Consider the following 23898-nt stretch of genomic DNA (forward strand, 5'->3'; position numbering starts at 1 on the left):
GGAAGAAGTTTTTATTATTTAAAGATAATCTTTCTGGTTACTTCGGCTTTGTTTTCAAGGGTAACTTTTACCAGTAAAACCTGATCTTCAGCTTGTAAATTTGAGATTGAAAATTCTGTCGTTTCAACTTTCTTTTTGTTGTATAAAAGTTTTCCTGTAATATCAAAAACAGAAACTTCTTTAATGTTTTCTTTTGAAGAAGTTACTTTGATTACCTTGTCTTTTACAGAAACCAAAAGTCCGTCTTTTACATTTTCGAAATCGCCAGTTCCTAATGTTTTGTTAGTATAACGAAGTACGAAACGATCTGTAAAAGTTCCTATTTCAGTAGTAAATTTATAATTTCCTGCTTTTAGATCGTGTACTTTGCTTGTTACTTTATCCTCTAGATAAACTGCCTGATTGTTTAGCAATCCATCAGTATGGTCAATTGCAATTGTAAATTCTCCTGCAACGGCAGTTCTGTAACCAAGCGGAACTAAATCTGTATCTTCAAAAGGAAGACCACGTCCCTGAATCGTTAGTTTCTTGGCTTCATTTAAACTATAAAAGTCTAAATAAACACTTCCATTAAGAGTAGCTGCATCATAATTTTGATCCCAGCTGTTTGTCGCTCCGTCTATATAACCTACAAGGACTTGTTTAAATAATCCTGTTGTAGTTGACATATTCAGCCATACACGGTTTCTCTCTATATCGGCAGCTGTTTTAAAGAACTGGCTATTTTCGCCTGGAATTCTCATACTGTTTGTAAAAACAACATCACTTCCTGTACTTGCTTTGAAGAAAAATCCCTGACCTGCCGCAATTTTTCCACTTGCAGGTGGACCGTTTGAAGTTCCTGTACTTCCTGATAATGTATATACTGAATAATCATCAGGATCATAGTTATATGTTTCATTTCCAGTGGTATTTTCGTCAGGCTGATTAGTGTGTGTCCAGAAATACAATGCTCCAGTTCCTGCGTCGGTTATTAATTTGTTTGCACTAATTGCTGACGGGTATGGATTTCCGATTAAATGCCACTTTGTAGCTACAGGTGTAATGGTAAAGTCCCCATTATTTGGAACTCCCGTAAAAGAAGCTTGAAAAACAGCAGCACTAACATTTTCCTGAGGTCCTCTTACAATATATCCTTGTCCAGGTGTCATAACCTGAGTTCCGTTATAACTAATTACCCATCCACTTGTTGGATTAAAACTTTGGTATTTATCTGCCAGAGTAGTGGGTGATAAATCATGAAGTGTTATACCCGGTGTTGCAGTAACTGGTACTGACCAGTAAACATAATCGTAACGATTTACAGGAGTTGTGCTTCTTAAATAAGTAATGTTTCCGCTGTTAACAGCATTGGTTGTTTGAACTAAACTTGCATTGTTTTCAAAAGTTAAAGTACTGCCTGTATTAACTGTTACTGCATTTGTAACGGTTAGAGTGGTTGTACTTCTTACTATAAAAGAGCTATTATTATTCAAATTAATTGAATGAGCTTTATATTCAATATTTGTTCCTGTAATTTCTGGCTTGTTTGCGATTGAAGTTAAATCTGGAATCACTACACAGTCATCGACAGTAGGAACTCCACTTGGAGTCCAGTTTCCGGCAACGTTCCAGTTTGTACTTACACTACCATTCCATGTTTTACCTGCATAAGTATTTACAGTAACAACTGTAATTGGAGATTCACATCCTGAACTATTTTTAGTGGTAACATTATATGATGATCCAGTCGCTACTCCAGTAAATATACCAGTAGTATTAGTGTAAGTTGTTCCGTCAATACTATAAGTAATTCCTGCAGCTGGAGCCGGGCTTGAAACTGTAATAGTTGCTGTAGGCGCAGCACATGTTGGCTGAGTTGTTACAGATGCAGTTGGCGCAGTTGGCGTTGGATTTACGGTTAATAAAGCAGAGTTTGATGTGCTTGAACATGTCCCAACTGTAATGATACAACGAACATAATATCCAGAATATGATAAAGGAATGTTTGCCACATTTAATGATGCAGTTGTATGACCGGTTACGCCAGCAGCTCCGTTTGTGTTTGTCCAAGTTGAATTATCTGGTGAATACTGCCATTGATAAGATGGGCTTCCCGCAGAAGTAACTATGGTGAATGTATGATTTTTGCCTTCACAAACCGCAATTGCTTGTGGATGTGTTGTTATTGTTGGTAATGCATTTACAGTTAAAGTTACATTTGTTGTAAATGACTGACTGCAATTAGGAGTGCTGCTTGTAGTCGTAATTCCGGTAATTTGTAAAGTCTGGCCATTATTTGCCGCTGTTAAAAGAGGTGTTGTAAAGCTAGCTGTTCCACCTGCTGTTGCAGTAACACTTGTTACAGGGGTCTGTGCGACACCATTAATTGTATATGAAACGGTAGAAGTACTGCTTGCTAATAATCCGGTTAAATTTATCGTAGCAGAAGACCCCACGCATACTGCGGCAGCTTGACTTGCTCCGGTTAAAGTTGGGGTTGGGTTTACCGCTAAAGTTACATTTGTTGTAAATGTCTGACTGCAATTAGGAGTACTGCTTGTAGTTGTAATTCCAGTTATACGTAATGTCTGCCCATTATTTGCTGCTGTTAATACAGGTGTCGTAAAACTAGCTGTTCCGCCTGCAGTTGCCGTTACGCCAGTTACAGGAGTTTGCGCGACACCATTAATTGTATATGATACTGTTGAAGTACTGCTTGCTAATAGCCCAGCTAAATTTATTGTAGCAGAAGACCCCACACATACTGCAGCAGCTTGACTTGCTCCAGATAAAGTTGGAGTTGGATTTACAGCTAAAGTTACATTTGTTGTAAATGACTGGCTGCAATTAGGAGTACTGCTTGTTGTAGTTATTCCGGTAATTTGTAAAGTCTGGCCATTATTTGCAGCTGTTAATGCAGGTGTTGTAAAGCTAGCTGTTCCTCCTGCTGTTGCTGTTAGACCAGTTATAGATGTCTGAGCAACACCATTAATTGTGTATGAAACAGTAAAAGTACTGCTGGCTCTTAGTCCAGTTAAATTTATAGTTGCAGAAGATCCCACACATACTGCTGCAGCTTGACTGGCTCCAGTTAAAGTTGGCGAAGGATTTACTGCTAAAGTTACATTTGTTGTAAATGACTGGGTGCAATTAGGAGTACTGCTTGTAGTTGTAATTCCAGTTATTTGTAAAGTCTGGCCATTATTTGCAGCTGTTAATGCAGCAGATGTAAAACTAGCTGTTCCGCCTGCAGTTGCGGTTACGCCTGTTACAGGAGTTTGCGCTACACCATTAATTGTATATGATACTGTAGAAGTACTGCTTGCTAATAATCCGGTTAAATTTATCGTTGCAGAAGATCCTGCGCATACCGTAGCAGCTTGGCTAGCTCCGGTTAAAGTAGGAGTTGGATTTACAGTAACTGCAACTGCATTTGACGTTACGCTTGTAGAACAAGCATCACTAACAACAACAGTATAATTTCCAGCATTTGTAGCTGTAGGATTTGTTAAAGTAAGAGTGTTTGTACCTTGTCCAGAAATTACACCTCCGTTAGTAACAGGATTTCCAGCCAGTCTCCAGGAATAAGTTAGACCAGCGCCTGCTGCAACAACAGATATTGTACTTACTCCTGCTCCAGAACAAACAGCTGTTGGAGCTGTAGGTTGAGTTGTGATTGCGGCTGTACTCATATCGACAAGTACAGGAGTTGAATTTACAGAAGATAAACCACAAGTAATTATAGCACGATAGTATGTTTTAGTAGTTTGTGAAGTTGTAAATTTAGATTTTGAATTTGCAGAATCTAAGAAAGTAATATTAAGATCGTCTATACTGTGTTTATCTTTTAATCCTCCTGTACGAGCAGAGAACTTAAACTTCCAAGTAGATTTATCTGTTGTTGAATAGTTTGGTAATAATAGTTTAGAAACAACTGTAATCATTGTTCCAGACGAGTTTTGAATATCAAGAGACAGATATCCATTAGTATCGACATATAACTTAACATCTTTGAAAGTAGAAGTTCTTAAATTAAAAGGATCATCTATTCCTGCATTAAAAATAGAAACATTATTATAAACGATTCTTACACGGCTTCCGGTGGCTACATCTTCATTGTCATAAGTGTCAAATTGTACTCTCAATCCAGATCCTTCTCCATTTTCGCCACCACCAGCATCTCCTGTAAAACCTGGCCCATAACTCAAGCTCAAACCGTCGGCTCCAGTAGTACCGCCATCCCAAACTCTATATTTGAAAGTAGCGGTAAAAGGATTAATATTGTCAATATTGGCTTTGTTTATAAAAAAGCCACCATTATGTCCACCAGCTGTTACGTCAGTTAAAACTAATGCACCACCAGTGATCATCGTATCTTCTCCAGATAGAGATACAATACCCGCTGTTGAATTAATAGGCTGATCTGTAGAAAAATCATTATTATAAAATGCTATAGATGGCGTAGCGGCACCACTCCATGGCCCAGTACTACTAGACCCAGTCTGCCATAAATAGGTAACACCTTCACCAAATATACTTCCTAATGAAAGTGTAAAAGGAACATTAGGACAAACAGTTGTAGCCGTTGTGTTTGTACTTACTACGGATGGAAGTGTTTCTGTGCAACCTGCTTGAATCGTAATTGTATAATCTTCAACCTGACCTACTCCTGTGTTTACGGTACAAGAGGTTGTATTATAAGCACCACGAAGTCCTATAATACGCATTTTAACGTTTGTTCCGGCAGTAGCAGATGTTGGAATTTGAAAATATGCAGAAGTTGCTTTATCATCACTCCCAGATGAGTTTCTTATAGTTCCAAGATTTATTGGCCCTTCTCCTGAATCGAAAGTACCATTTCCATTCCAGTCAAAAAATGCGGTATAATACATGTTATAGTTGCCATTTGTATTTCCTTTAACTACCAATGAATAATAATCTCCTCTCGTAACGGTGGTTGTTGCAGTGCCGCTTGGAGCAAAAATTTCATATGCTGCTGTTCCCGTAACCGAATTAGAAAGGGTGTTTAAAGTTACTTGGGTTATTGGTGCAACTGTAGCAAATGAAACGCAAGAATCAGTTGAAATTGTCACTTTCCCAGTTGCGTTAGCAAAATATCCTGTATCTATTGTTGTACCTGTAGAGCCAGTACCTCCATATACCCCAACTGTCTTAGTAGCTGTTCCTAATATTAATGCGCTAGCGGTATGGGTAGTTGCGAAACCTCCTAAGTTGGCTTTCGCATTTGTGTTTGCAATAGTTAAAATGTTTGCTATTGTAGTTACATTAGCAAACGTTTTATTTCCGGTTCCTGACAAAGTAAGGTTGTAAAAATTAGAAAGTACTGTATTTTGAGCTGCTCCATTTAAATTAACTGTTCCTGTTGCAGGTTGAAAATTAGAAGTTGTTCCTGTAAAAGGAGTCGCAGCAGAAAGATTTATAATGCTTGAGCTACCATTTAAAAATCCATTTGTAAGGACTACAGATGTAAAAGTGTGAGACAAACTAGAACCTAGGTTTAGTGTACCTCCGGTTCCATTTATTGTTAGTGCACCTGCATTACTACTAGTAACATTTCCAGTAAAAGTTGCAGTACCTCCAGTTTTAGTCATTGAAATTAAACCAGTTGTGGTAAAGCCTCCTATGTTTTGATTAGCTGTACCAACAAAACTTATAGTGCTGTTGGCACCAGTAGTTAAAGTTCCATTATTTGTAAAATCTCCACTTATATTTAATAACGCAGTTGCACTATTGGCTAAGGTTAAAGTAGCACTATTATTAATTGTTAAATTTCTTGGAACTGCAGTAACTCCAGCTAGAATATTTGGTGAATTTGGAGTTCCAGATGGTATAACGACATCTGTTGTTGCTGTTGGTACTGTATTACCACACCAGTTTGTTGCTGTATTCCAGTTTGTGTCGGTTACACCTGTCCAGTAACCTGTTGTACATGTAGTTGTTCCAATTGTAATTCTCCCAACCGCCGCTGTTCCCAAATAAGTTCCACTTTTGTTAGCAGCTGTACTGGCTGTACTTCCCCAAACACCAGAATTTTGTCCATTTCCATTAAAAGTCAATGTTCCGGCTGTATGGGTAGTAGCTGTTGATAGACTTAGAATAACTCCATTAGCTATTGAGAGATTGTTTACTACGGTTATGGTTGAGGCTGGAAAAGTTTTAGTATTACTTCCAGAAATAATTAAATTTCCATAACTTCCTGCGAGAACATTTTGGTTACCTGTTTCTCCATAATTGACAGTACTGGTGGCAGCTAAAGTTCCAAATGTAATTGCTGTATTACCGGTAGTGGTCAATGTAAGTGTTCCTGAAGCGAGAATGTCCATAGCTGCAGTTATAACATTATTGCCTGCTACTGTAAAATTAATTGCGGTAGTTCCATCACCCAAAACTATTTTTGATCCTGTGCCAGATACTGTCCAGTTGTTGCTGACTGTAGGTGCAGTATTATTTCTGATATAAAAAATATTTCCAGCTGCTGTAAAATTAACTGGTGCAGTTCCTGATCCATCAGTATTTGTACCCCACGTTGCTAGAGTGTTAAGATTACCTGTTGATTTAGAATAATAATCTGTTGCATTCGCAGCCGACACAACAAAAAACATCCCTAAACAAATTAATCTTAAACTAAGAGTGAAAGACTTTTCTTTAGAAGAATTAGGGAATAATAAAAATAAAGAACGAACGAACAAAAGTAGTTTTCGAATCATAGTAGGCGTGGTATTAAATTTGTTTTTGGCTTAAATTCAAATAAAAAATTTCAAGTTTCGTTATAAACGAAAGACTAATTTTGAACTTAAATTCTTATTAATAACTGTTTAATAAACAGGGCAATTTAACAAACAGAATTTACCCACAAAAATATTATAATTCTCAACATAAACAAGGTTTTGAAAAAATAGTTTTGTCAAAAAGGCAATAAACACATCATAATTTAACATTTAAATGGTTATTTTTACCACTTATAGTTAAAAAGAAAGAAAATACTCATGAATGTAATTTTTACTCCAAAAGAAGCATTACAGAAATTAGAACGATTTTGTGCCTATCAGGAACGCTGTCATGACGAAGTTGTTTCGAAACTTTATAGCTTAAAAATGACTTCTGATGAAATTGATTCTATTGTTGTTCAGTTAATTGAAAATAATTTTTTGAATGAAACACGTTTTGCCTGTAGCTTCGCAAGAGGTAAACACAGAATCAAAAATTGGGGAAAAATCAGGATTACAAATGAGCTTAAATTGCGAAATATTTCTTCAACAAATATAAATCTCGCTCTTAAAGAAATTTCAAATGAAGAATATTTTGAAACTTTTGAAAATTTATCTGAAAGATGCTGGAATAGTATTCAGGAAAAAAATAATTTAAAAAAGCGCAAAAAATTTTGTGACTATCTTCTTCGAAGAGGTTATGAAAGTAGTCTTGTTTATGAAAAAGTTAAAGAATTAGAGCAAGAATAAACATCAAAAAAAGATATTTAGAATTGCATTTTTTGCCTCACTTTAAATATTAAATTTTTATTTGAAAATATCTTAAATTCCTTACGGAATAAAAAATAACGCAAAGTTGTAAAATATTGCTTTTTTGAGGATTTTTTACAAAACAAGACGTTTTTTCGATTATTATCCCAAAAAAACAAAGCTAAAATGCTTATTACTAAGGATTTTTCTTATTTTTAATTTACTTGTTTTATAAGAAATTCCATAAAATCATCATTTTTGTCGTGCATTTCATCGATTATTTTATCGGTTTATCGATTATATGCCTATTCTAAAAACCCTGATAATTTCTAAAACGTATATGTATATATCTTTGCGGGCAAGACAACTCTTATGCTCGCATAACAACCTGATAGAAAACATATAACATGAAGAAAACATTACTTTTTAGTTTTTTATTTTTTGTAATTTCCTTTGTTTCTTTCGGACAAACCGTTACAAAAACTTATGTGACAGCTACAACTCCTAAAACCTTTACAGTTCCTGCTGGTGTCACAACTGTGGTAGTAGAATGTTGGGGCGGCGGCGGAGCTGGAGGAGGATCTACAAATGCTGTTGGAGCTACTGCAAGAACAGGAGGCGGCGGCGGCGGCGGAGCTTATGCAAAAAGTAACTTAACAGTTGCACCAACAAATGTACTTGATGCTACAGTTGGGGCTGCCGGAACAGCAGCTAGTGGTGCAAGTGGTGGTAATGGAGGTTTTTCTACTGTAAGTATAAATGGAACTTCAGCTTCTGGTTTGATATATGCAGCAGGAGGATCTGGAGGAACGGGAAATACTAGTGGAGGGAATCCTATTTTAGGAGGAACTGGAGGAACAACTGGAAATGTTGGTGGAGTACAGGTCATTGCGGGCGGTAATGGAGGAAATGGAGAAAGTAATAATGGTGCAGACTCTGGTGTTGGTGGAACTGGTTCCGGCCCAACAGGAGGAACAGGAGGGGCAATAGTAGGTGGTTCTGGTAATACAGCAGCTGGTAATCCTGGAAGTCTTTATGGTGGAGGTGGCAGTGGAGGAAGAACATCACAAACAGCTGGAAACAGAGCTGGTGGTGCAGGTGCAGCGGGTAAAGTTGTTATATCTTATGATTGTCCAACATCTGCTGGAACTCTTTCCGGTAATCAATATATTTGTACTTACGGAAGTACATCTACTACTTTTGCATCTACAGTTCCGGGAGGAACATGGACCATAAGCCCATCTGGTATAGCGTCAATCAATTCAAGTACAGGTGCAATTACTGCAACTGCAAACGGAACAGTTACTGTTACTTATACAATTCCATCAACAACAGATTGCCCTACAGCAAGAACAGTAACCAGAACAATTTATGTTACGAATGGACCTGGAGGAGCACCATCAAATTTAGCAGGTTCTCAAACTCAATGTCAAAGTTCTACAACTAGCTATACAATTAGCGCCGTTCAAGGTTCTTATGCTTACAATTGGTCTTATTCAGGAACAGGTGCAACTATTACACCAGCGGCTGATGGTCTTTCTGCAAGTGTTACTTTTAGTGCTTCAGCTACTTCTGGAAATATTCAGGTTACATCAACAAATGCTTGTGGTACTTCAGGTCCATCAAGTTTATTTGTAACAATAGCACAAACGAGCAACGGAGGTACATTGCCGTCTGCAAGTGGGTGTCCAAATACATATATTACATACTTAAATTTAACGGGATATATTGGTTCAGTTATTCGTTGGGAATCCTCTACAGATAATTTTGTAAGCAATACAACAACGATTAATAATACAAATAACGGAATTGATGTACAAAATTTAACACAAACTACTTACTACAGAGCTGTTGTTAGAAATTCACCTTGTACTAATATTTCATATTCTACAGTTTCAACAATTACAATTGGATCTACTTCTTATACCGTAGGTAGTGCTTCTTCAAGTCCAAATGTATGTATTAACACAGCAATAACAAATATAACACACAGTACTACTGGTGCAACAGGAATATCTAATAATGGGGTATCTGGCGCAAATGGTTTACCAGCAGGTGTATCAGCATCATTTGCATCAAATACAATTACTATTAGCGGAACTCCTACCGCTGCAGGAACTTTTAACTATAACATTTCACTGATTGGGGGGTGTGGAAATGCTACAAATGCTACAGGGACAATAACTGTTAGAACAAATACAGTAACAGCTGCTTCATCAAGCCCAAATGTTTGTATCAACACGGCTATTACTAATGTAACTCATACTACTACTGGCGCAACAGGAATAGCTAACAATGGTATCGCCGGAGCAAATGGTTTACCAGCAGGAGTTTCTGCATCTTGGGCTTCTAATACTATTACTATTAGTGGTACTCCAACAGCATCAGGAATTTTTTCATATAGCATTCCGTTAAATGGAGGATGTGGTACTGTAAATGCAACAGGAACAATTACAGTTAATGCAAACAAAGCTGTGGGTGCTGCGTCAGCAAGTCCAAATGTTTGTATCAATACAGCAATAACAGCCTTTACGCATACAACTACTGGGGGTGTAACAGGAATAGCTAACAATGGTGTTGCCGGAGCAAATGGTCTGCCAGCAGGAGTTTCTGCGTCTTGGGCTTCTAATACTATTACTATTAGCGGTACTCCAACAGCATCAGGAACTTTTTCATACAGCATTCCAGTTAATGGCTGCGGGTCAACTGCGGTTAATGCTACAGGAACAATTACCGTTAGGATAAATACAGTGACTGCTGCATCATCAAGTCCAACTACTTGTATTAATACAGCAATAACAAATATAACACATACTACAACTGGCGCAACAGGAATAGCTAACAATAGTGTTGCAGGAGCAAACGGTTTACCGGCAGGAGTTTCTGCATCTTGGGCTACCAATACTATCACTATTAGTGGTACTCCAACAGCATCAGGTAATTTTACTTATAGCATTCCGTTAAATGGCGGATGTGGTACAGTAAATGCAACGGGAACAATTACTGTTAATGCAAATAAAGCCGTTGGAGCAGCATCATCTAGTCCAAATGTTTGTATCAATACAGCGATAACGAATGTTACACATACAACTACAGGAAGTGTAACAGGAATAGCTAATAATGGTGTTGCCGGAGCAAATGGTTTACCAGCAGGAGTTTCTGCATCTTGGGCTTCTAATACGATTACTATTAGTGGCACACCAACAGCATCAGGAACTTTTTCATATAGTATTCCGGTTAATGGCTGCGGGGCAACTGCGGTTAATGCCACAGGAACAATTACAGTAAATGCCATAACAGCAATAACAGTACAACCAACTGCTCCTGCTGCAGCATGTTCAGGAAGTGGTACACAAACAATTTCAGTTACAGCAGTAGGAAGCACATTAACATATGTTTGGAAAAAAGATGGAACAGCTGTTACAAATGGCGGCGGTGTAAATGGACAAGGAACAAATACATTAACCTTAACAAATCCAACAACTACAAATGTTGGAAACTATACTGTAGAAGTTAGTGGAAGTTGCGGTTCTACTGTTATATCAAATGCTGTAGCGGTATCAGTTATAACTACAGACAGAGGACGTACACATGGAGGTAGACATATTTGTTATGGAACTCAGCCTAATAAATTGACTTTGGCAAATGCTGATGCGCCTAATCAAGGAGCGGCATATTCTTATCCTGAAAAAGTAGTAAGATGGGAATATAGTGACGATAATAATGTAACCTGGGTTCCTATAGCAGGTACTGCAAACTTAATTGAGTATCAGCCAACAGAATTACTTTACGCAAAAAGAGCATATAGAGCGGTTGCACAAACTTCTGGCTGTCCACAAGGTTTTGCTGCTATCGAAACTAGCTTTGATATTGATCCTTTATCAACAGTTACTTTTACAAGTCAGGCAGGAACAAGTACCTGTACAGGAACAAACGTAGTTTATACTACACAAGGCGGACAGGCAAATTATACCTGGACAATATCTGGAAATAGTGGAAGTGATTACACTATTACTGGAGGAGGAATCGGGACAGGAAGTAATACAGTAACATTAAGATGGTTAACGACAGGTAGTAAAACAGTAACAGTTAATTATAGAAATTCTAACGGATGTTCAGCGGCCTCTCCGGCTTCTTCAACAACAACAGTCGAGACTTCTTATACTGCTCCAGTACCAGGAACAATAGTTAGACCAACTTGTTTAGTTCCAACGGGAAGTGTTACATTGAGTGGTTTGCCAAATTCCGGAACGTTACTTTTTAATGGACCAAATTCAACAAATGGAACTTACAGTATTTCAGGAACGGGAACAATGACGGTTTCAGGATTAGTTCCTGGTGATTATAGTTTTGCAATACAAAGTAATTGTGGATCAGTATATTCTTCAGTCGTAACTATACAATCAGCAAATAAATGGAATGGAACGACATGGTCTAGTGGCTCAGATCCAACGTTAAATGATATATTAGAATTTGATGCCAATTATAGCTTAGACAAAGATATTAATGGATGTTCATGTAAAATTGCAAGCGGAGCAAACGTTACCATAAAAAGCGGAAGAACTCTAACAGTTACTAACGCATTAAACGTTAATTCAGGCGGTTCTTTAACCTTTGATAACAATGCAAGTTTAGTTCAGACTGCAAATGTTGTTAACACAGGAAACATTACTTATAAAAGAAGCACAACTCCTATAAACCGTTACGATTATGTATACTGGTCAATACCGGTTACAGCAACACCAGGTATGACACTTCATGATTTATCACCAACTACTCTGGCAGATAAATACCAAAGTTTTAATCCATCAAGTGGATGGGTAATTAGTTATAACGGAACTCAGGTTATGACACCTGGACAAGGATATATTGTAAGAGGACCGCAGGAAAATGTTAGCGCTGCTGTTTTTCAAGCTTCTTTTACGGGAGTTCCAAATAATGGAGATTTTACCATTACAACTGTAGCTACAAAGTGGCATTTAATCGGAAATCCATACCCGTCAGCAATTAGTGCAAATAAATTAATAACCGACGCAGGAACTGGAGCATTGTATTTCTGGACGCACAGCAACCAACCAGATAAAGATACTGATGGAAATGCAACTTACAATTATGATCCGGATGATTATTCGGTATATACCTTATCAGGAAGTACAGGAACTTCTAATGGCCCGGCAGCAAGTGGAAAAATTGCAGCAGGTCAGGGATTTTTCTTCAAAGCAAGTACGGGAAGTGATGTAGTTTTTACAAACAGTATGAGAATACCAGGTGAAAACAGCCAGTTCTTTAAAACAGCTGCCGATATAGAGAGAAACCGTGTATGGCTGAATATGTCAACTACAACAGGATTATTTAAACAAGCCCTGATAGGTTACATTGAAGGAGCAACAAACAGCTGGGATCAGAATTATGATGCAGCTACACTTAACGGAAGTGCATATTTAGACTTTTATAGTTTAAATGACGCCAAGAAACTAACGATTCAGGGACGTGGACTTCCTTTTGAAGATACAGATTTAGTTCCTCTTGGATATAAAACCTCAGTTGCGGGAGAATTTACCATTGCAATTGACCATACAGATGGATTACTAAATGATCAGGCAGTTTATCTGGAAGACAAAGTAACCAGTAAAGTACACGACCTAAAAGCCGGTAACTATAAATTTACTACTGAGATAGGAACATTTACAGATCGTTTTGTACTTCGTTATACGAATAAAACATTAGGTACAGGCGATTTTGAAAATGCAAAAGACGGACTTTTGGTTTCTGTAAAAGATAAAGCAATCAAAGTCACTTCTTCAAAAGAAAACATTAAAGAAGTAAATATATATGATATTACAGGAAAGCTTTTATATAGTAAAAATAAAATAGGAACGACAGAATTATCGATTTCGAATCTGCAGTCTGCCGATCAGGTTTTATTAGTAAAAGTTATTCTTGAAAATGACTCTGCAACAACAAGGAAAATCATTTTCAAATAATTAAAATAAAATATAAAAAAAATCCGACAGTGAAAGCTGCCGGATTTTTCCATGTAATGAACGTACTAAATAAAAAGAGTAAAGTAAAAATAAGTTTAAATTTTTTAAGAATTAAATCATTATTAATAACCGAATCAAACCAAACACAAATTGTATGCCCCAAAAATTACTTTTGTTTACCCGTTCTTTATTTAAAAAGATACTGTTTATATTTTTATTGGTTTCTTTAAAAATGTCAGCGCAGCTAACAGCTGTTTCAAGAATCCACACCGATTGGAACGGATACTGGACTTCAAATTCTACTACTGGAGTTGGTAATCGTCCAGACAGAGAAAACAACCTATTGGCATTCTCATGGAATGGAACTACTTATTCAACAGGTGTTAGTAATACCACTCTAGATTCGCACTCTGTAGTTTATAATGCACAAAAATTTAGAGCATTGAAAATTCAATCTCTTGGTTCAACATCAAGCTCATACTTTTTGCAAGGTTCTATGATAGACGGATCAACAAGTACGGCAACTTTGGTTCCTGCTTTAGCCGGTTCAACTGCTACAGGTGCAGAACTTGCATCAAGATTAACTGATGGAGCAAGCGGACTTTCAATCGGTACAGGTGTTGCTAATATAAAAGCCGGAACAGCTGAATTTAAAGTTGGTACCAATAACCTGAATCTTTCAGGTATTGGCGACGGAATTCCTGATTTAATTGTAACGCAGGTTGCAGACCCAGGAGGAACACCAGATACTTTTAAATTTATCGATGCATTAGGAAACACCGTAGGAACTGAATTATCTATAAAGTTTGATGCTGTAACTGCGATTGGTACGTATAGTCTTGATTTATTTAAAATGGATGGAACTCTCGGATTTGCTGCCGCATCAACAAGAGACATTAGAATGCTTGCAATCGAAACCAGTCAATTTGGAATAACATCTGCAAACGCTGCTCAGGTTGACCGTTTTGTAGTAACTTTTTCAGGCAGTTCAGATTGTGCTTTTATTGCTTTTAATACTAATTCATTAAAAATTGCAGAATTAAGTCTTATAAAAACAGCTTCGATGCCATCATGCGGGAAAGCTGGAGATGTTATTGATTATACTTTTAATGTAAAAAATACTGGAGAGGTTCCTATTACAGATATTCGTGTAACTGATCCAATGCCTGGAATAACTATAACAGGAAACCCAATTGCTAGTTTGGCCGCCGGAGCAACTGCTACATTAACCGGAACTTATACGATTACTAGTAATGATGTACTTACTGGAAGAGTTGTTAATTCTGCAAAAGTTACCGGAACTGACCCATCGTTAAATGTCGTTGAAGATATTTCGGGACATACCTATACAGATAATATTTCAACATCCATAGATTTACTGCCACCACCAACCATTGGCACAATAAGCGATGTTTCATGTACTGCTTTAGGAAGTGTTATTTTAAATAACTTACCAGCAACTGGAACTTGGACTATAGAAAGAAGCCCGGGATCTGCTACATATACGGGTTCAGGAACTAGTACAACAATTCCTTTATTAGCTGCCAATACTTATACATTTAGAGTAACAGATAATACCAGAGGCTGTAAGTCACCATCGAGTTTAGGAGCAACAATTACTGATCAATCTTCGACAACATGGAATGGAACAGCTTGGTCTAACGGAACTCCAACTGCAACAAAAAGAGCTGTTTTTACTGGAGCGTTTGCAATTTCAGCAGATTTAACTGCTTGTTCTTGTACCATAAATAGTGGTGTTAACATGACAGTTCCATCTGGAAGGACTTTAACAATTACTAACTCTTTAAATGTTAATTCAGGCGGTTCATTAACCTTTGATAATAATGCAAGTTTGGTTCAAACTACGAATGCAGTTAATACTGGAAACATTACTTATTTAAGAAGCACTACGCCTGTAAATCGTTATGATTATGTATACTGGTCAATACCAGTTACAGCAACACCCGGAATGACGCTTCATGATTTATCACCAACAACATTGGCAGATAAATACCAAAGCTTTAATCCATCAAGTGGATGGGTAACTAGTTATAACGGAACTTTGGTCATGACACCAGGGCAGGGATATATCATAAGAGGGCCACAAGGTAATGTAAGTCCAGCTGTTTTTCAGGCTTCGTTTACAGGAGTTCCAAACAATGGAAATATTACGGTTACTCCAGTCGCTACAAAATGGAATTTAATTGGAAACCCATACCCATCAGCAATAGATGCCGATAGATTGATTAATGACGCTGGTGTTGGAGCATTGTATTTCTGGACACACAGTAACCAACCTGACGAAAACACCAATGGAAATGCAACTTACAACTATGACCCGGATGATTATTCGGTCTATACCTTATCAGGAAGCACAGGAACTTCAAATGGTCCGCCTGCAAGTGGGAAAATTGCAGCAGCTCAGGGGTTTTTCTTCAAAGCCAGTACAGGAAATAATGTTGTTTTTACAAACAGTATGCGAATTTCAGGCAATAACAGTCAGTTCTTTAAAACCGCTCAAACCAATCTTGAAAAAAACCGTTTATGGCTTAATATCTCAAATGCTACAGGATTGTATAAGCAGGTACTAATTGGTTACATTGAAGGAGCAACAAACAGCTGGGATCAAAATTATGATGCGGCAACACTCAACGGAAGTGTCAATTTAGACTTTTACAGTTTAAATGATGCCAAAAAACTAACTATTCAAGGGCGTGGACTTCCTTTTGAAGATACAGATTTAATTCCTCTGGGATATAGAACTGCCGTTGCAGGAGAATTTACAATTGCAATTGACCATACTGACGGATTACTAAACGATCAGGCTGTTTATCTTGAAGATAAAAAAGCAGGTACTATTTATGATCTGAAAGCAGGAAACTATAAATTTACTACCGAGATAGGAACATTTACAGATCGTTTTGTACTTCGTTATACGAATAAAACATTAGGAACAGGTGATTTTGAAAATGTAAAAGACGGACTTTTGGTTTCTGTAAAAGATAAAGCAATCAAAGTCACTTCTTCAAAAGAAAACATTAAAGAGGTTTCAGTTTTTGATATCACCGGCAAACTTTTATACAATAAAAAGAAAGTTGGAACGACAGAATTGTCAATCTCAAATTTACAGGCTGCTGAGCAGATTTTGCTCGTAAAAGTTACCCTTGAAAACAAAGCAGAAATAACAAGAAAGATTATCTTTAAATAGAAAAAAACTTCTTCTAATAAAAAAAATCCATTCCGTTTTGCGGAATGGATTTTTTGTTTTTAAAATAAATAAAAAATCACCAAAAGTGGGTATTGTATTATTTTTCAAAGTAAATTAATTTCGGTTAATTCTTACAAATACTAATTTACTATTTTACGACTTTGATAAAATACATCCTGTTCCTCATTTTTCTGCCTTTCACAAACACTCTTATTGCCCAACAGGGAAAAGTTGATAACACTTTTAATACAATCGATGACGGATCTAAAGGAGATGGATTTAACGCGACTGTCCGAACTCTTTTTTTGCAGCCAGACAATAACCTGATTGTTGGAGGTGAATATACAAGTCTGCACGGAATTCCATCTTCATACTTAACTCGTTTAAAACCGGACGGAACAATAGACGAAAGTTTTGATACAGGAACTAGCTTTAATGGTAAAGTTTATTCTTCAAATGTTCAGCCCGATGGTAAAATATTAGTTGGAGGAAATTTTTCAACTTATAACGGAAAAAATGCGGGAAGGCTCATTCGTCTAAACAATGATGGCTCTTATGATGAATCTTTTAACACAGTTGTTGCAGCTAGTTCAGGAGCAGGAATTATTCATGATATAGATTTGCAGTCAGATGGGAAAATTATAATTGCTGGGACTTTTACAAAATATGGTAATACAGCCGTAAACAGAATTGCACGATTACTGCCAAACGGCTTAATAGACACTTCATTTAAAATAGGTATAGGTTCTGCTTTACTCATTTCAAATGTTCACGTTTTGACTAATGGGAAGATTTTAGTTGTGGGCAATTTTACCTCTTTTAATGAAGTTGACTCTAATGGAATAATCAGGCTAAATTCTGATGGTAGTATAGATAAAGATTTTAATATCGGGACTGGTTTTGATGATAATGTAAATACTATTGAAGTTCAACCCGATGGTAAGATACTTTTAGGAGGAAGTTTTACATCATATAATGGAATTACTGCCAATAGAATTGTGCGTCTTAATCCAGATGGCTCCCGTGATTTCAGTTTTCTTGGATCAGGTTTTAATAATGTTGTTCAAGTTATCAAAATTGATAGTGAAGGAAATATCATGGCTGGCGGATCTTTTACCGGTCGCTATGATGGAGTAACTGTTAATCATGTGGCTTTCTTAAATTCAGACGGAACAATAAAACCTGATTTTGATATGGGTACGGGGCCGGCATCTACTGTTTGGACACTCGCAAATGACTCAGAAGGATCGTGGTTTATTGGAGGAACATTTTCTGTTTTCGATGGACAAAATCAGGGAAGACTGGCAAAAGTGAATTTCGAAGGGGAGCAAGATACCGGTTATTTGGCTTCTGGAATTGGTTTTGATAATTCTGTTTTAAAAATCATTCCATTAGAAAATCAAAAAACAATAGTACTTGGGAACTTTACGAAGTTCAATAATAATCCTGCTTTTAGAATTGCAAGACTTTTAGAAGACGGATCATTTGACCCCGATTTTAATACTGGCCAAACCGGAGCAAATAACTTAATAAAAACAGCTATTCTTCAAGCAGACGGTAAAATTATTTTGGGTGGAAATTTCACCAAATATAATGATCAGCTTTATAATAGAATTGTTAGAATTTTTCAAGACGGATCAATTGATAATTCCTTCAATATGGGTTCAGGATTCAATAGCCAAATTTATGCTATGGCCTTACAGTCCGATAATAAAATTATTGTTGCAGGAAACTTTACACGCTACAATGGCGATCTTTCAATAATTAGGATTGTAAGGTTACTGCCCAATGGTTCACAAGATCCAACTTTTAATACAGGTCTTGGCGCAGATGCTATAATAGACGATATTCTAATTCAGCCCGACGGAAAAATTTTAATCGGAGGAAGATTTATAAAATTTAATGATCAGTCCTATCAGCATTTGGTTCGATTAAATACAGATGGAAGTATCGATACAAGTTTTAATATTGGAGAAGGTTTTGATAAAAATGTTTACGCAATTGCATTACAATCAGACGGAAAAATAGTTGTTGGCGGGTCTTTTTTGATGTATAATAAAAGTTCGCAAAAACGAATTCTTCGTCTAAATTCTAACGGAAGTTTAGACAGCAGTTTTGATTCCGGAACAGGTTTTAATAAAGGAGATATTCGTGCAATTTTGGTACAGCCAGATGATCGTCTTTTAGTTGGCGGAACCTTTTCAGGAACTTATAAAAATTACCCTTCTTTAAGATTAATAAGATTGCTAAAAACAGGAGATTTTGATAACACCTTCAATGCATCAGTAAACAATAAAATTTTTGCATTAAGTATTACATCCGATTTTAGACTTTTAATAGGAGGAAATTTTAATTCTGTTTCAGGATTTTCCAAGCATAGAATTTGTCGGTTAAAACTTTGTCTCGAATCAACAATTTGGGATGGTCGTTCATGGTCAAATGGCTATCCGTCTGGAGGAAAAGAAATCTTTTTTAAAGAAGATTTTCCGATTTTAAATTCATCGAATGTTTGCAGCTGCAACATTGAAGCAGGAAAAAGAGTTACACTTTTAAGTGGAAATACTTTAGGAATTGAATTTTCATATTCCGGTTTAGGAACATTAGTTTTAGAAGATTCAGCCAGTTTATACCAATCAGATGACGATATGGTAAATTCCGGAATTATGCAGATGAAAAGAAAAACAAATCCTGTTTTAAAATTTGATTATACCTATTGGTCTTCTCCAGTCAATAATCAAAAACTAATTGATCTTTCACCTCACACATTATTTGATAAATACCAGTCGTACAATTCTGCATTGCCAGGCTGGAAAATTGAAGAACCATCCAGTTATATGACTTTAGGAAAAGGATATATAATAAGATCTCCTCAGGAATTTTCTCAGTTTGAACGATCTATATATGAAGGAGTTTTTACAGGTGTTCCAAATAATGGAAAGGTTGAAGTTGATTTACAAGAAAACAATAGGTTTTACTTAATTGGAAATCCATATCCATCAGCTATTGATGGGAATATTTTTTTGGGTAAAAACGAATTTAAAATCAAAGGCGCGCTTTATTTCTGGACACATAATACACAAATAACAAATTTAGAATATACATCAGATGACTATGCCGTTTATAATTTAGTTGGCGGGGTGGGTACAAAAGCAATTTCTAAAGGTATCAATGAAACAATTCCCGATGGTAAAATAGCTTCCGGTCAAGGATTTTTTGTTAAAAGTAATCAGTTAGGACTTTTGGAATTCAATAATAGCATGCGAATTTCCGGAACAAATAATAAGTTTTTTAAACCTGTAAAAAGACAAACAGAGACTAAGAAAGAAGCAGCTAAAAATAGATTATGGCTGAATCTTCAAAATGATAATGGTGCTTTTAAACAAATTTTAATTGGATACCTGCCAGGTGCAACAAATTCTTATGATCTAAATTATGATGCAGAAACCTTAAATGGAAACCAATTTGTAGACTTTTATAGTATTAGTGAAAGCAAAAAATTAGTAATTCAGGGACGAGCTTTACCTTTTCAGGATTCTGATGAAATTAATTTAGGATATAAAACGGTAATCGCCGATAGTTTTACAATAGCGATAGATCATTCTGATGGTAATTTGTCAGAGCAGGAAATTTATTTAGAAGACAAGCTAATGAATAGTATTTCCAATCTAACCCTAAAAGATTACACCTTTCATAGTGAAATAGGAGTTTTTACAGATAGATTCATCCTTCATTTTACTAATAAAAATTTAAGTGTTGATGATTTTCAGAATACTAAAAATGAAATTTTGGTTTCGTCAAAAGATAAAATAATCAATATAAGATCGAAAAATCAAAAACTAAAAAATGTTCAGCTCTATGATATTAATGGAAAATTACTTTTCGAAAAAAGAAAACTAAACGAGTTTGAATTAGTAATATCAAATTTAAGAATTGTTCATCAAATCATGTTAGTGAAAGTAATTTTAGAAGATGATTTTTCAAAGACAAAAAAGATCATTTTCTAAACTAGAATTTTTATCAATGTAGATAATCCGCCAACATATTTATGTATGGGGATTTTTCTTTTTGAATAGTTTTTATAAGTATAAATTACACTTAATCAATTTGTTGAGTAAATTAACACAACCTACACAATTTTTAAATTATCAACTTAAAAGTGTTAAATCTACAATATTTAACATTTTCCGTCTAAATCTGATGTAAAAAAAATCGTACCTTGTTTTAACAGTCAATCGACGAATATAACATAAAAGCCGTTAATATACATTTTTTAAACCCCTTAAACAAAATGTAACTTATTTTTTATCTGCCAAATACTATTTAATGCTTATTTAAATACCACAAAAAGCAACATTTGCTAACTATTCTTTGCTTTTGTTTCAAAAATCATTTTTGAAGTCAATGTGATTTTTTGAGGTATTTAGAAATTAAACTAAACCAGACTTTCTCTCACTGGTGAATCTTTTTCTGTTAATTAAAAAATAGTGCGATGAAAAAAAAATTACCAATCTTTCTAATCTTACCTCAATTTTTTATTCGTTGTTTTTCTTTATTCAATGAATGCCAAGAGAATTTTTTATCAAATAAAATTAAACTCTCGCTCTTATTCTCCTTTTTTTGTTTTTCCTTATGGGCACAGCCCCCACATACATTGACATCTAATGGAACAATAGTCGTTCCCGCTGGTGTTACGGTAATGGATGTGCAAGCTTGGGGCGGAGGCGGTGCCGGTGGCGGCGCGGGCGGCTCAGGTTTACTTGAAGGACGAAGCGGAGGCGGAGGAGGCGGAGGCGCTTATGCCAGAAGTAATATCAATGTAACAGCCAGCAATACTTTAAATGTTGTAGTTGCCGGTACAGTAGCCGGTACAGTAAATAATGGAGCTGCAGGCGGGCATTCAACCATTACCGGTTATGAAACAGTAATATATGCTGCAGGTGGAGCAGGAGGTTTGGCTAACAATGCAGGTGGAGCACCTGCCGGAGGTGCTGGTGGATCTACAGCAGCCTCTTTTGGTACTACAAAAACTGCTGGTGAAGCAGGAGGAACTGGAGGAAATGTTTTAGCCGCACTTTTATTAAGTTCCGGAAAAGGAGGAAATGGAGCAAGTCCCGGAGGAGGAGCCGGAGGAGCATCTGTGCCAAGCTTAGTTCTTGGAACTACAGTTGGAAACCCCGGTGCTGCCCCAGGAGGAGGAGGTAGTGGCTCAATGAGTTCTGCTCTTGCTGCTGCTCAGCCTGGAGGATCAGGAGCATCTGGTCAGGTTATAGTAACCTATACTTGCCCTACTTATAGTATTACAGGAATTTCGGCAGTAAATGTTTGCAGTAATCTTGGAACTACTTCAGTTGTAACACTAACATCATCTGCTGCGTCTTTACCAACAGGAACTTATACCGTGACATACAGTCGAAGCAATCCAAGTGCGACAGGACTTACAGCAATAATGACTGTGACTACTGCCGGAACGGGAACATTTACAGCAGCAGGTTTAAACACTGTTGGGACAAGTAATATTACCGTTACTAATTTAACATCCGGAGTCTGTTCTTCAGCTATATCTACTTCAAACGTTACAACAGTTACAATTTTTGCTCCTTCAGCTGGTGGAACAGTTTCAGGCGGAACAACAATTTGTGCTGGAGCAACAAGTGCTACTTTATCTTTAGCAGGACAAACAGGTACAATTCAAAAATGGCAATATTCTATAGCTCCATTTTCAACTTGGACTGATATTGCAAATACAACAAATACTTATACTTCTGGACTGCTTAGTGAAACAACTGAATTTAGAGCTGTTGTTCAAAATGGAGTTTGTACAGCTGCAAATTCTATAGCGACAACAGTAACAGTTAATCCTTTACCACAAGGAACTTTATCAGCAAATGGTCCTTTTTGTGTAACAGGTTCCGGACAATTAACTTTTACAGCTACGGCAGGAACGGGTCCATATACAGTTGTGTACAAAGAAAACGGAGGAGCAGACCGAACTGCAACAGGAGTTGTAAGCGGAACACCGTTTAACACTTTTACAACGCCAGTTACCGCAACAACAACTTATACATTAGTTTCAGTAACCGGAGCAAACACTTGTTCGAGAAGTTCTGGTTTTACAGGAAACACAGCTACAATAACTATCAATCCATTGCCGCAGGGAAGTTTGACAGCAAACGGTCCATTTTGTGCAACTGGTTCCGTATTGTTAACTTTTACAGCTACAGCAGGAATAGGTCCATATACAGTTGTTTACAAAGAAAACGGTGGAGCAGATCGCACCGCAAGCGGAGTTGTCAGCGGAACGCCTTTTGCCGCTTTTACTCCCACAGTTACAGCTACGACAACGTATACTTTAGTTTCAGTTACAGGATCAAATACCTGTATTAGAAATTCTGGTTTTACAGCAGGTTCAGCAACAATAACAGTTAATCCATTACCACAGGGAAGTTTGACGGCGAATGGTCCGTTTTGTGAAACGGGCGCAGGACAGTTAACTTTTACAGCGACATCAGGAGCAGGCCCATATACAATTGTTTATAAAGAAAACGGAGGAGCTGACCGTACAGCAACGGGAGTAGTAAGCGGAACTTCTTTTGCTACTTTTACAACGCCAGTTACCGCAACGACAACTTATACTTTAGTTTCGGTTACAGATGCAAATACCTGTGTTAGAAGTTCTGGTTTCGCCCAAAATTCAGCAACAATAACCGTCAACCCATTACCGCAGGGAAGTTTAACAGCAAATGGTCCGTTTTGTGAAACTGGCGCAGGTCAATTAACTTTTACCGCAACAGCAGGAACAGGTCCATATACAGTTGTTTATAAAGAAAATGGCGGAGCTGACCGCACAGCAACGGGAGTTGTAAGCGGAACACCATTCGCCACTTTTACAACGCCAGTTACCGCAACAACAACTTATACTTTAGTTTCAGTAACAGGAGTAAATTCCTGTGTTAGAAGTTCTGGTTTTACAGCAGGTTCAACTACAATAACAGTAAATCCATTACCACAGGGAAGTTTAACGGCTAACGGTCCGTTTTGTGCAACTGGGGCGGGACAATTGACATTTACTGCTACTTCAGGAATAGGTCCATATACAGTTGTTTACAAAGAAAACGGTGGAGCAGATCGCACCGCAAGCGGAGTTGTCAGCGGAACGCCTTTTGCCGCTTTTACTCCCACAGTTACAGCTACGACAACGTATACTTTAGTTTCAGTTACAGGATCAAATACCTGTATTAGAAATTCT

Annotated in this window: 6 protein-coding genes; 5 read left to right on the forward strand and 1 reads right to left on the reverse strand. The window is 36.9% G+C overall.

What is annotated here, in order from left to right; all coding sequences use genetic code 11:
- Window positions 1–14 precede the first annotated feature (14 nt).
- Entirely contained in the window at window positions 15–6710 is a 6696-nt protein-coding gene (locus tag APR43_RS21910) for a T9SS sorting signal type C domain-containing protein (protein ID WP_123924587.1), read from the reverse strand.
- Window positions 6711–6989: 279 nt separating this feature from the next.
- Between APR43_RS21910 and APR43_RS21915 the strand changes: the two genes are divergently transcribed.
- The 5 genes from APR43_RS21915 to APR43_RS21935 all read left to right on the forward strand — a co-directional run.
- On the forward strand, window positions 6990–7460 hold the full coding sequence (locus APR43_RS21915) for a regulatory protein RecX (RefSeq protein WP_053474015.1): 471 nt from the start codon (window positions 6990–6992) through the stop codon (window positions 7458–7460).
- Between the two features lie 407 nt (window positions 7461–7867).
- Window positions 7868–13444, forward strand: a complete 5577-nt coding sequence (locus APR43_RS21920) for a T9SS sorting signal type C domain-containing protein (RefSeq protein ID WP_053474016.1) — start codon at window positions 7868–7870, stop codon at window positions 13442–13444.
- Window positions 13445–13676: 232 nt separating this feature from the next.
- Window positions 13677–16652, forward strand: coding sequence for a T9SS sorting signal type C domain-containing protein (locus tag APR43_RS21925; protein ID WP_053474017.1), 2976 nt, complete (start codon window positions 13677–13679; stop codon window positions 16650–16652).
- Window positions 16653–16813: 161 nt separating this feature from the next.
- A complete protein-coding gene (locus APR43_RS21930) occupies window positions 16814–20656 on the forward strand; it encodes a T9SS sorting signal type C domain-containing protein (RefSeq protein ID WP_088636438.1) in 3843 nt (1280 codons plus the stop codon).
- Between the two features lie 647 nt (window positions 20657–21303).
- Window positions 21304–23898 (forward strand): beta strand repeat-containing protein (locus APR43_RS21935; protein ID WP_371079499.1); only part of this gene is annotated, 2595 nt, incomplete at its 3' end.

It is taken from the genome of Flavobacterium sp. NLM (assembly GCF_002210235.1).
GTDB lineage: Bacteria > Bacteroidota > Bacteroidia > Flavobacteriales > Flavobacteriaceae > Flavobacterium > Flavobacterium panici.

Excerpts from the sequence above, each read along its gene's own strand:
- APR43_RS21910 (WP_123924587.1), bottom strand. The coding sequence starts at position 6,710 with ATGATTCGAAAACTACTTTTGTTCGTTCGTTCTTTATTTTTATTATTC.
- APR43_RS21915 (WP_053474015.1), top strand. The coding sequence starts at position 6,990 with ATGAATGTAATTTTTACTCCAAAAGAAGCATTACAGAAATTAGAACGA.
- APR43_RS21920 (WP_053474016.1), top strand. The coding sequence starts at position 7,868 with ATGAAGAAAACATTACTTTTTAGTTTTTTATTTTTTGTAATTTCCTTT.
- APR43_RS21925 (WP_053474017.1), top strand. The coding sequence starts at position 13,677 with ATGTCAGCGCAGCTAACAGCTGTTTCAAGAATCCACACCGATTGGAAC.